This window comes from Staphylococcus sp. HMSC056G08, assembly GCF_001812305.1.
GTDB lineage: Bacteria > Bacillota > Bacilli > Staphylococcales > Staphylococcaceae > Staphylococcus > Staphylococcus simulans.
Genome location: NZ_KV808525.1, coordinates 52093 through 64802, shown reverse-complemented (window position 1 = coordinate 64802; position 12710 = coordinate 52093). Strand labels below are relative to the sequence as shown.

Sequence of the window (12710 nt, the reverse complement as noted above, 5' to 3'; positions counted from 1 at the left end):
GGGGATATAAGATGTTTCAAACAGTAGAAGAATTAGTAAAGAGATGTGAAACTGAAGACAAAGCGATTCATGAAATTATGTTAGAGCAAGAAATGGATGTGACGGGTGCGACGGCTGAGGAAGTATATGCGGGGATGTCGCATCATTTTAAAACGATGGAAAATGCCTTAGAAGAAGGCTTAAACGGGGTGACTTCTACAACGGGTTTAACGGGTGGCGATGCAGTACTGATTAAAAGATATTTAGAAAGCGGACAAGCTTTATCGGGTCCGATTTTATTAGATGCGGTGAGTAAAGCAGTGGCGACCAATGAAGTGAACGCGGCAATGGGGAAAATTTGTGCGACACCGACTGCGGGTTCTGCAGGGGTTGTGCCGGGTGTATTATTTGCGATTAAGCATCGCTTTAATCCTACGCAACGTGATATGTTGAACTTCTTGTTGACAGCAGGTGCATTCGGCTTTGTGGTTGCGAATAACGCATCCATTTCTGGTGCATCAGGCGGCTGTCAGGCAGAAGTCGGTTCTGCCGCTGCGATGGCTGCAGCCGCAACGGTTGAAATGGCTGGTGGTACGCCGCAGCAATCAGCTGAAGCTTTTGCAATTTGTATGAAGAATATGCTAGGTTTAGTATGTGACCCGGTAGCGGGATTAGTTGAAGTGCCTTGCGTAAAGAGAAATGCGGCAGGTGCTTCGAATGCGCTTGTGTCAGCGGATATGGCACTTGCGGGCGTGACGTCGCGTATTCCGACAGATGAAGTGATAGAAGCAATGTATCGTATCGGGCAGACGATGCCTTCTGCACTGCGTGAAACAGGACGTGGCGGCCTCGCTGGAACACCAACCGGCCAACGCTTAAAACAACAAATATTTGGTGATTAACATGTCTAAAGTAAACCTCATTGATCAGCCGTATACGTTAGACCAAATCAAAGGTTTAGGTCCAAAACGTATAGCGGTGTTAAATGAATTAAATATTTATAACGTAGAAGATTTAGTGCTTTATTTACCTGTACGCTATGAAGATAATAGTGTGGTAGATTTAAACCAAGCAGAAGATCAATCAACTGTGACAGTGGTCGGCGAAGTTTACACAACGCCCACTGTCGCTTTTTTTGGCAGAAACCGTTCTAAAGTTACTGTCCATTTAATGGTCAACAATATAGCGGTTAAAGCTGTGTTTTTTAACCAACCGTATTTAAAAAAGAAAATCAACTTGCATGACCATGTGACAATTAAAGGTAAATGGAATCGTGCGAAACAAGAAATCAATGGCATGCGTCTCTTTACGACGAATCAGCCAGAACAAGCACAAGACGGCGAACAATTAGAACCCGTCTATCGTATTAAAGAAGGCATTAAACAAAAGACGCTTCGAGATATCATTCGTAAAGTGTTAGATGATATTGAGATCAACGAATGGCTATCTGAAGATTTACGTCAAAAATATAAACTGGAATCGCTAGCGTCAACGATTAGAACGTTGCATTACGCAGATAATAAAACGGCGTTATTAAAAGCGCGCAGAACATACGCTTTTACTGAGTTGTTCTTATTTGAATTGCGGATGCAGTGGTTGAATCGTTTAGAGAAATCGAGTGATGAAGCGATTGAAATTGATTATGATTTAGCACAAGTCAAAGATTTTATTGACAGTTTACCGTTTGAATTAACGGATGCGCAAAAAACTGCAGTGAATGAAATCTTTAGAGACTTGAAAGCACCGCTTCGCATGCACCGCCTCCTCCAAGGTGACGTAGGTTCTGGTAAAACAGTCGTAGCCGCTTTGTGTATGTATGCCTTAAAGACAGCAGGTTATCAATCTGCCTTAATGGTACCGACTGAAATCTTAGCGGAACAACATGCGGAAAGTTTAACGGAGCTATTTGGCGACCGCATGAATGTTGCGTTACTGACAGGTTCAGTTAAAGGTAAGAAGCGAAAACTCTTACTAGAGCAACTTGAAAACGGCACAATTGATTGTCTAATTGGTACACATGCCTTGATTCAAGATGATGTCTCTTTCCAAAATGTAGGACTAGTGATTACCGATGAACAACATCGCTTCGGTGTTAACCAACGTCAAGCATTACGTGAAAAGGGAGCCATGACGAATGTGCTCTTTATGACTGCGACACCGATTCCAAGAACATTAGCCATTTCTGTTTTCGGTGAAATGGATGTGTCATCGATTAAACAATTGCCTAAAGGTCGTAAACCAATTAAAACGATGTGGGCAAAACATGAAGCCTATGAATCGGTACTAAACCAAATGACAGCAGAATTAAATAAAGGCAGACAAGCTTATGTGATCAGTCCGCTCATTGAGAGTTCAGAACACTTAGAAGATGTACAAAACGTCGTAGAGTTATATGAATCACTCGAACAACATTATGGTGTTGGTCGCGTCGGCTTACTGCATGGTAAAATGCCTGCAGATGAAAAAGATGATGTAATGCAGCGCTTTAACCAACATGACATTGATATTTTAGTTTCAACTACAGTGGTTGAAGTGGGTGTAAACGTACCGAATGCGACATTTATGATTATTTATGATGCTGATCGTTTCGGTTTATCTACACTCCATCAGTTAAGAGGTCGTGTCGGTCGTAGTGACCATCAAAGTTATTGTGTGCTGATTGCCTCTCCTAAAACAGAAACAGGGATTGAGCGTATGACTATTATGACGCAAACGACAGATGGATTTGAACTGAGTGAGCGTGACTTAGAAATGCGTGGACCTGGTGATTTCTTCGGGGTAAAACAAAGTGGTCTGCCTGATTTCTTAGTCGCAAACATTGTTGAAGATTATCGTATGTTAGAAGTCGCAAGAGATGAAGCGGCAGAACTTATTCAATCAGGTGTCTTCTTTACAGACCAATATGCGATTTTGCGCAACTTTGTAGAACAAAATCTCTTGCATACAAGTTTTGATTAAAAATGTACGCTTTAAATAAAGACAAATCCTTTTGATTTAACAATACATGACACAACAGACTAATTTCGATACACTATACTTAATTAGGCTGTTGTGTTTTTTGTTGAGCAAATTTAAGAGAAAATGATATGATATGTAGGTAGTCTTAAGACTTGGTACTAATTAGGGGGTAAAGCGATGAAGTTGAAGAAACAAGAACGACGTGAAGCTATCAAACAACGACTGCAGGAAAACCCCTTTATGACTGATAATGAACTCAGTGATTTATTTTCTGTCAGTATCCAAACCATCAGATTAGATAGAACGTTTTTGAAGATTCCAGAATTACGTAAACGTATTAAAACCGTTGCTGAGCATAACTATAAGCATATTCGTGCAATAGAAGGAAATGAGATTATCGGAGATTTAATCCGGGTAGAACCAGATGTGACTGCAGAATCTTTGATTTATATTACGGAAGATTCAGTCTTTACACGTAATGACATTGCACGTGGACATATTCTTTTTGCGCAAGCGAATTCATTATGCGTTGCTTTAATCCAAAAGAGTATGGTGCTGACAAGAGAAAGCCAAGTGACGTTTTTAAAACAAGTGAAACTGCATGATACAGTCCATGCCTTTGCGCAAGTGGTTGATTTCGGTTCGAAATATATTACTGTTGCGGTTTCGTCTTATGTGAAAGATAAATGTGTTTTTAAAGGTACATTTAAAATGTATTATTATAACGAGGAGTGATCACGAAATGGTGACATTAGCCATTGATATGATGGGTGGAGATGACGCACCGGGTATCGTGTTAGAAGCGGTAGAGCAAGCGTTGAATGACTTCCCAGATTTACATATAATTTTATTCGGAGATGAAGCACAGTGCACACTAAAACATGACCGTTTGGATTTCCGTCATACGACTGAAGAAATCGAAATGGAAGATGAGCCGGTTCGTGCCATTAAACGTAAAAAAGACAGTTCAATGGTCAGAGCTGCACAAGCAGTTAAAGACGGTGAAGCTTCTGGTTGTGTCTCAGCTGGTAATACCGGTGCTTTGATGTCAGCAGGTTTATTTATTGTCGGCCGTATTAAAGGTGTCGCACGTCCAGCATTAGTTGTAACTTTACCGACAGTTTCAGGTAAAGGTTTTGTGTTCTTAGATGTAGGTGCAAATGCGGATGCGAAACCGGAGCATTTATTACAGTATGCGCAACTCGGCAATATTTACGCTGAGAAAATCCGTGGAATCGGCACACCGAAAGTCGCATTATTAAACATCGGAACTGAAGCGAAAAAAGGTAACAGTTTAACGAAAGCGACGTATGATTTAATGAAAGCTGATCCATCATTCTATTTCTCAGGAAATGTTGAAGCGAAAACTTTAATGGAAGATGCGGCTGATGTCGTGGTCACTGATGGCTTTACAGGCAATATGGTCTTAAAGAATTTAGAAGGCACTGCGAAATCAATCGGTAAAATGTTAAAGTCTACATTAATGGCAAGCTTTAAAAATAAATTAGCTGCCTTAGTCTTGAAGAAAGACTTAAGCAACATGAGTAAAAAAATGGATTACGCTGAATATGGCGGTTCTGTATTACTTGGCTTAGATGGTATTGTGGTTAAAGCACATGGCAGTTCTAATGCGAGAGCTTTTTATTCTGCGATTCGCCAAGCGAAAATTGCAGGAGAACAACATATTGTTGAAGTAATGAAAGAGACGGTAGGTGAACAAAATGGGTAAAACAGCAATTATTTTTCCAGGACAAGGTGCACAAAAAGTAGGTATGGCGCAAGATTTGTATCAACAAGATACAAAAGCTACTGAAATTTTAGATGCTGCACAAGATGCGGCAGGCTTTGATTTATTAGAAACTATGTTTACAGATGAAGAAGGTAAACTAGGCGAAACTGAAAACACACAACCGGCATTGTTAACACATAGTATTGCGTTATTAAACGCATTAGGTGATGTTGATGCGGACTATACAATGGGACACAGCTTGGGTGAGTATTCAAGTTTAGTCGCAGCAAAAGTCTTAGCATTCGAAGACGCGGTTAAAATCGTCCGTAAAAGAGGCGAATTGATGGCACAAGCTTTCCCAAGCGGTGTCGGCAGCATGGCAGCGGTACTTGGTTTAGATTATGATGATGTCGCAAAAATTTGTGAAGATTTATCAGAAGAAGGTTCTATTATTGAACCGGCGAACATCAACTCACCAGGTCAAGTTGTAGTTTCAGGTCATAAAACAGCGATTGATCGTATTGTAAAAGAAGGTAAAAGCTTAGGTGCGAAACGTGTCTTACCATTAAAAGTGTCAGGACCTTTCCACTCATCTATGATGCAAGTCATTGAAAAAGACTTCGAAGATTACATCAATCAATTCGAATGGCACGATGCTGAAATTCCGGTTGTTCAAAACTATCATGCGCAAGCTGAAACTGACGCAGAAGTGATTAAACAAAACATGGTCAAACAATTGTATTCACCAGTTCAATTCATTCAATCAACAGAGTATTTAATTGAACAAGGTGTCGATCACTTTATTGAAATCGGACCTGGCAAAGTTTTATCGGGCTTAATCAAGAAAATCAACAGAGACGTTAAATTAACTTCGATTCAAACACTCGAAGATGTTAAAGGATGGAATGAACATGAGTAAAAGTGCATTAGTAACAGGAGCTTCAAGAGGTATTGGGCGCAGTATTGCGTTACAGTTAGCTGAAGAAGGTTATAATGTCGCAGTCAACTATGCAGGCAATAAAGACAAAGCAGAAGCAGTTGTCGCAGAAATCAAGGATAAAGGTGTTGAAGCCTTTGCGATTCAAGCAGATGTCGCAAATCCTGATGAAGTTAAAGACATGATTCAAGAAGTCGTAAAACAATTCGGTTCTTTAGACGTATTAGTCAACAACGCAGGTATTACACGTGATAACTTATTAATGCGTATGAAAGAACAAGAATGGGATGACGTGATCAACACAAACTTAAAAGGTGTGTTCAATTGTATTCAAAAAGCAACACGTCAAATGATGAAACAAAGAAGCGGTGCAATCATCAACTTATCTAGTGTGGTGGGCGCAGTCGGCAACCCTGGTCAAGCAAACTACGTTGCGACTAAAGCAGGGGTTATCGGTTTAACAAAAACTGCAGCACGTGAACTTGCGTCACGTAACATTACAGTTAACGCAGTAGCACCAGGCTTTATCGTTTCTGATATGACAGATGCGTTGAATGACGACCTTAAAGATCAAATGAAATCACAAATTCCATTAGGCCGTTTCGGTGAAGATACAGACATTGCGAACACAGTAGCTTTCTTAGCTTCTGACAAAGCAAAATACATTACTGGCCAAACTATCCATGTTAATGGCGGTATGTTTATGGAATAATAACCATTAATTCACGAGAAGTAGTGGGATTACACTATTTTGTGGGGTAATCCTACTTGTATTCTTGATGATAAAATGGGAAAATAATAGAGTCGTATAGGCTTTTTAAAGGAGGTGAATCGACGTGGAAAACTTCGATAAAGTTAAAGATATCATCGTTGACCGTTTAGGTGTAGATGCTGACAAAGTAACTGAAGATGCATCTTTCAAAGATGATTTAGGCGCTGACTCACTTGATATCGCAGAATTAGTTATGGAATTAGAAGACGAGTTCGGTACTGAAATTCCAGATGAAGAAGCTGAAAAAATCAATACAGTTGGTGACGCAGTAAACTTCATCAACAACCTTGAAAAATAATAACAATATTATCTGAGTCGTCTTAATCAGCGACTCAGATTTTTCTTTTGTTTTGCATTAAATTCACGTAAAATGAGACACATAAGCGCATACAGCGCGATGTTGTATTCTGTAAAATTAAAAGGAGGTCATCTTTTGACCAAGCATAAGAAAGACGCTATGCTGCAGGCTTTTAATCAAAAGTTTGCACAAAAAATGGAGATGTTACATCTCACGTATGACCATTTACCTCTATATCAACAAGCATTTTCACATTCTAGTTTTATCAATGATTTTAATATGGACCGACTTGCGCATAATGAGCGCTTAGAGTTCTTAGGAGATGCGGTATTAGAATTGACGGTTTCACGGTATTTATATGACAAATATCCAGGATTGCCTGAAGGGAATCTGACAAAAATGCGCGCGACCATCGTTTGTGAACCCTCACTTGTAATATTTGCGAATAAAATCAAATTAAATGAATTAATCCTACTTGGCAAAGGCGAAGAAAAAACTGGTGGACGCACACGTCCGTCGCTCGTATCAGATGCCTTTGAAGCTTTTGTAGGCGCTTTATACTTAGACCAAGGATTAGATGTGGTATGGCAATTTGCGCAAGAAGTTATCTTCCCCTACGTTGAAGATGATGCGCTAATGGGTGTCATTGACTTTAAAACACAATTCCAAGAATATATTCATCGCTTGAATAAAGGCAGTGTCACATATCGTTTAATTCATGAAGAAGGTCCAGCACATCACCGTCTCTTTACCTCAGAAGTATTATTAGAAGGTGAAGCGGTGGCAGAAGGCCAAGGCAGAACGAAGAAAGAATCAGAACAAAAAGGCGCAGAGAAGGCTTATAAAGTGATGAATCAGAAACAATGAACAAGCTGTGTCAAACAGTGATAGGGAGATCGAGTGAAGTATGGTTTATTTAAAATCAATCAATGCAGTCGGATTCAAATCGTTTGCGCAGCAAACTGAAGTCCACTTTGACCAAGGTGTGACCGCAATTGTAGGTCCGAACGGCAGCGGTAAAAGTAACGTAACAGATGCCATCAAATGGGTCTTAGGTGAACAGTCTGCGAAATCTTTACGCGGTTCGAAAATGGAAGATATTATCTTTTCCGGCGCAGAACATCGCAAAGCACAAAACTATGCGGAAGTTCGATTAAAATTAGATAATCATGCACATCAATTAAACGTTGAAGAAGACGAAATCATCGTTACACGCAGGCTGTACCGCAGCGGCGAGAGTGCGTATTATTTAAATAACGAACGTGCCCGTTTAAGAGATATCACAGATCTCTTTTTAGATTCAGGACTAGGTAAAGAAGCATTCAGTATTATCTCACAGGGCCGTGTAGATGAAATCTTGAATGCGAAACCCGCTGACAGACGTCAAATTATTGAAGAATCTGCAGGTGTATTAAAGTATAAAAAGCGTAAAGCAGCATCTGTTCAAAAGTTAGATCAAACAGAAGAAAACTTAAATCGTGTTGAAGATATTTTGTATGATTTAGAAGGTCGTGTAGAACCTTTAAGAGAAGAAGCTGCGATTGCGAAAGAGTACCAACATTTATCTAAAGAAATGAAGAAAAGCGATGTATTGGTGACGGTTCATGATATTAATGAGTATAACGAAGCTATCAGTAAAGCAGATGAACGCTTAAATATCTTAAAGAGCCAACAAGCGCAAAAAGAAGCAGACCAAAATCGCTATTCTCGCACGCTAGCGAATTATAAAGCGGAATTAAATCAACAAAACGATGAAATTGAACGCTTGAATTATCAGTTAGTCCAAGCAACAGAAGCAGCAGAAAAATTATCAGGTCAGCTGAATGTATTAGAAGAACGTAAGCGTAACCAATCACAAACGAATGCGCGTTATGAAGAAGAACAAGAAGCATTGCAAGCACAACATGCGCAATTGATTGAAGATCAACAACAAGCTAAAGCAGATAAACAAACGCTGACTGAAAAACAACAAAGTTTAGCTGCAGAAGTGAAAAAGCTTGAAGACCAATTATATGTATCAGATGCAGATCATGAAGAGCAACTAGAAGAGATTAAAAACAGTTATTATGATTTAATGTCTGAACAATCAGAGGTTAATAACGATATTCGCTTCCTCCAACGCACTATCGAAGAAAACGAAGCCAAACAAAATCGTTTAGATAGTCGTTTATTAGATGCGTTCAATCAATTAAAATCAATTCAGTCTGAAATTAATCAAATCACAGTACAACAAAAAGAAAAACAACAACAATTAGCTTCCTTAGAGCAACAACAAAAAGACAATGAAGCACAACTGACTGAAACGAAAAATAAACAAAACGAATACGAAGAAAAGTTATACCAAGCGTATCGTTATACAGATAAATTGAAAGCTAAAATAGAAAGTTTAACCAGTCGTGAAGAAGACTATACGTATTTCTTCAATGGTGTAAAACATGTCTTGAAAGCGAAAAACAATCCATTGAACGGTATCCATGGCGCAGTAGCAGAAGTGATAGATGTACCCTCAGAATTAACCACAGCCATTGAAACAGCATTAGGCGCTTCTATGCAGCATATTATTGTGGATACTGAAAAAGATGGTCGCCAAGCGATTGCTTATTTAAAACAAAACCGCTTAGGCAGAGCAACATTCCTACCGTTAAATGTTATTCAACCAAGACGTTTACAAACAGATATTATGAACACTGCCCAACAAGCAACAGGTTTTATCGGGGTGGCTGCGGATTTAATCGGTGTAGATAACACCTATAGTGCGATTATTTATAATTTGATCGGCAATACCATTATTGTCGATGATTTAAAACACGCAAATGAATTAGCACAAGCGATTCGTTATCGTACACGTATTGTGACATTAGAAGGTGATATCGTGAATCCAGGCGGTTCTATGACTGGTGGCGGTCAACGTCAGACGAAAAGCATTTTAGCACAACGTGATGAATTGACGCAGTTGCGTGAACAGTTGAAACAATTTGAACAGCAGACAACTCAATTTGAAAAAGAAGTTCAAGCAGTCAAAGATGAAGCGAATCAATTGAGTGAAACATATTTAAAAATCAGTCAACAATATAACGAAGCTAAACAAGCGGTGCATAATATCGAACTAGAATTAGACCGTTTGAAGAAAAGTGAAGCACATATTAAGAGTGAACATGAAGAGTTTGAATTTGAGAAAAATGATGGCTATCAAAGTGAAAAGAGCCGTGAAACTTTAGAAGCGAAACAACAACAAAAAGAACAACTCGCGAAAAAGTTAGCCGATTTAGAGCAACAAATCGAAAGTTTGACGCAATTATCTAAAGAAGGTAAAGAAAGTACTGCACAATTACAGCAACAATTACATCAAAAACAATCAGATTTAGCTGTGTTGAAAGAACGTAGTAAAACACAACGTCAACAACTTGAACGTATTGATAATCAAATCAAACAAAATCAACTTCAACAAGAAAAATTAGCGGAAGATATTGAGCTGTTCAACTCGGATGAAGTGACAGGACAAAAAGCTTTTGAAACGATTCAAAAAGATATTGAAATCAAACAACAAGAAAAAGCAGATTTAAATGAACGCTTAGACGTATTAAAAGGTAAACGTCAAGAAACGAACGCTTCAATAGAAGAATTTGATGACAAACTTCAAGAAACACATCGCGATATCCTATCAATTGAAAACAGCTATCAAGATATCAAAGCAGAGCAATCCAAATTAGATGTGTTGATTTCACATAGTATGGATCACTTAAATGATGATTATCATTTAACGTTTGAAGCGGCAAAAGACCTCTATGAACAAGATGAACCGATTGACGCTTTAAGACAGAAAGTGAAATTGACTAAAATGTCGATTGAAGAATTAGGTCCAGTTAATCTCAATGCGATTGAACAGTTTGAAGAAGTGTATGAACGCTTTACTTTCTTAGATGAACAACGTACTGATTTAAGAGAAGCGAAAGCGACATTAGAACAAATCATTCGTGAAATGGACCAAGCGGTAATGGATCGATTCAAAACAACATTCCATGCGGTTCAAGGACATTTCTCAGAAGTGTTTAAATCGTTATTCGGCGGCGGCCAAGCTGAACTGAAATTAACAGATGATGACTATTTAACTGCAGGTGTTGAAATTATCGTACAACCACCAGGTAAGAAGCTGCAGCATTTGTCATTACTTAGTGGCGGAGAGCGTGCATTAAGTGCAATTGCTTTATTATTTGCGTTATTGAAAGTACGCTCAGCACCATTTGTTATACTAGATGAAGTAGAAGCGGCTTTAGATGAGGCGAATGTGATTCGTTATGCGAATTACTTAAGACAATTATCTGAGAAGACACAGTTTATTGTGATTACACACCGTAAAGGAACAATGGAAGCGGCCGATAGACTATATGGTATTACGATGCAAGAATCTGGTGTATCTAAACTGGTAAGTGTGAATTTAAATACGATAGATGAAGTGTTGAAGGAGGAAGAAAAATGAGCTTTTTTAAACGACTAAAAGATAAGTTTGCGGGCAAACCAACGGAAGAAGAAAAAGAGCTTCAAGACTTGGACCAAACGGAATCGTCAGAAGAAGACAAGAAACCAGCTGAAAAAGAAGAAAAATCAACGTTACCTGAAGCAAAACCTAAAGAAGAACCGAAAGATGATTTCGATTTTGATGACGGTTTAATTTCTATTGAAGAATTTGAAGAAATTGAATCACAAAAATTAGGTGCGAAATTCAGACAAGGTTTAGAGAAATCACGTGAAAACTTCCAAGAGCAATTAAATAACTTGATTGCACGTTATCGTACTGTGGATGAAGATTTCTTCGAAGCCTTAGAAGAAATGTTGATTACTGCTGACGTAGGTTTCAACACAGTGATGGAATTAGTTGATGAACTACGTACAGAAGCACAACGACGTAACATTAAAGAAACAGAAGACTTAAAAGAAGTTATTGTTGAAAAAATTGTAGAGATTTATCAACAAGAAGACGATAATTCTGAAGTGATGAACTTAGAAGATGGCCGTTTGAATGTCATCTTAATGGTCGGTGTCAATGGTGTAGGTAAAACGACTACTATCGGTAAATTGGCACACCGTTATAAAGCAGAAGGCAAGAAAGTGATGCTTGCGGCAGGTGATACATTCAGAGCCGGTGCAATCAACCAATTAAAAGTATGGGGCGAACGTGTCGGAGTAGATGTTATCAGCCAAAGCGAAGGTTCAGACCCAGCAGCTGTGATGTATGATGCGATTAATGCGGCCAAACACCAAGGTGTCGATATTTTAATCTGTGACACTGCAGGACGTTTACAAAACAAAGCGAACTTGATGAATGAGTTAGAAAAAATGAAACGTGTCATCGGACGTGCGGTTCCAGATGCGCCACATGAAGTATTGCTTTGCCTTGATGCCACAACTGGACAAAACGCATTATCACAAGCACGTAACTTCAAAGATGTAACGAATGTCACAGGTATTGTATTAACAAAACTTGACGGTACTGCTAAGGGTGGTATTGTATTAGCCATCCGTAATGAACTGCATATTCCGGTTAAATATGTCGGTTTAGGTGAGCAATTAGATGACTTACAACCATTCGATCCTGAAAGCTATGTTTATGGCTTATTTGCGGACATGATTGAACAAACAGTTGAAGAACATCAAGAAGAAGCATCAGAAACAACAGAAAACGACGGTGACACACCTGATGAGCAAAAATGATTTAGTTAAAACATTGCGTATGAATTACTTGTTTGATTTTTATCAATCTTTATTGACGAAAAAACAACGTAATTATTTGGAATTATTTTATCTTGAAGATTACTCTTTGAGCGAAATCGCAGATACTTTTGATGTGAGTCGCCAAGCAGTATATGATAACATAAGAAGAACTGGTGATTTAGTAGAAGATTATGAAGCGAAATTAGCGCTTTATTCAAAATTTGAACAACGTCGTGAAATTTATACTCAAATGAAAGCATCTATTGAAGATCCGGATGCCTTGAAACAATATATTGAGAAACTAGAAGAATTAGAATAAGGAGGTCAC

General features: G+C 38.7%; 11 protein-coding genes. All 11 read left to right on the top strand.

The window, feature by feature from the left end; translation table 11 throughout:
* Positions 1-11 precede the first annotated feature (11 nt).
* Positions 12-881 (top strand): L-serine ammonia-lyase, iron-sulfur-dependent, subunit alpha, encoded by an 870-nt coding sequence (gene sdaAA / locus HMPREF2846_RS10995; RefSeq protein WP_057511041.1) that lies wholly within the window; start codon positions 12-14, stop codon positions 879-881.
* A 1-nt stretch (position 882) separates the two neighbouring features.
* Entirely contained in the window at positions 883-2937 is a 2055-nt protein-coding gene (gene recG, locus HMPREF2846_RS10990) for an ATP-dependent DNA helicase RecG (RefSeq protein ID WP_070626640.1), read from the top strand.
* A gap of 177 nt (positions 2938-3114) precedes the next feature.
* Positions 3115-3672, top strand: coding sequence for a transcription factor FapR (fapR, locus tag HMPREF2846_RS10985; protein WP_002480663.1), 558 nt, complete (start codon positions 3115-3117; stop codon positions 3670-3672).
* Positions 3673-3679: 7 nt separating this feature from the next.
* A complete protein-coding gene (plsX, locus tag HMPREF2846_RS10980) occupies positions 3680-4666 on the top strand; it encodes a phosphate acyltransferase PlsX (RefSeq protein ID WP_002480664.1) in 987 nt (328 codons plus the stop codon).
* On the top strand, positions 4659-5585 hold the full coding sequence (gene fabD, locus HMPREF2846_RS10975) for an ACP S-malonyltransferase (RefSeq protein ID WP_002480665.1): 927 nt from the start codon (positions 4659-4661) through the stop codon (positions 5583-5585). The genes plsX and fabD overlap by 8 nt, the downstream gene beginning before the upstream one ends.
* Positions 5578-6315, top strand: a complete 738-nt coding sequence (gene fabG, locus HMPREF2846_RS10970; protein ID WP_057511044.1) for a 3-oxoacyl-[acyl-carrier-protein] reductase — start codon at positions 5578-5580, stop codon at positions 6313-6315. Before fabD ends, fabG begins: the two co-directional genes overlap by 8 nt.
* Positions 6316-6439: 124 nt before the next feature.
* Positions 6440-6673, top strand: coding sequence for an acyl carrier protein (locus HMPREF2846_RS10965; protein ID WP_002480667.1), 234 nt, complete (start codon positions 6440-6442; stop codon positions 6671-6673).
* 159 nt (positions 6674-6832) lie between these two features.
* On the top strand, positions 6833-7540 hold the full coding sequence (gene rnc, locus HMPREF2846_RS10960) for a ribonuclease III (RefSeq protein WP_371099759.1): 708 nt from the start codon (positions 6833-6835) through the stop codon (positions 7538-7540).
* Between the two features lie 40 nt (positions 7541-7580).
* Complete coding sequence (gene smc / locus HMPREF2846_RS10955; RefSeq protein WP_070626638.1) at positions 7581-11150, top strand: chromosome segregation protein SMC; 3570 nt, start codon at positions 7581-7583, stop codon at positions 11148-11150.
* The gene (gene ftsY, locus HMPREF2846_RS10950) at positions 11147-12382 is read left to right on the top strand and encodes a signal recognition particle-docking protein FtsY (RefSeq protein ID WP_070626637.1); all 1236 of its coding nucleotides are present in this window, start codon (positions 11147-11149) and stop codon (positions 12380-12382) included. The genes smc and ftsY overlap by 4 nt, the downstream gene beginning before the upstream one ends.
* Positions 12369-12701, top strand: a complete 333-nt coding sequence (locus HMPREF2846_RS10945; protein ID WP_002480671.1) for a putative DNA-binding protein — start codon at positions 12369-12371, stop codon at positions 12699-12701. The genes ftsY and HMPREF2846_RS10945 overlap by 14 nt, the downstream gene beginning before the upstream one ends.
* Positions 12702-12710 lie beyond the last annotated feature (9 nt).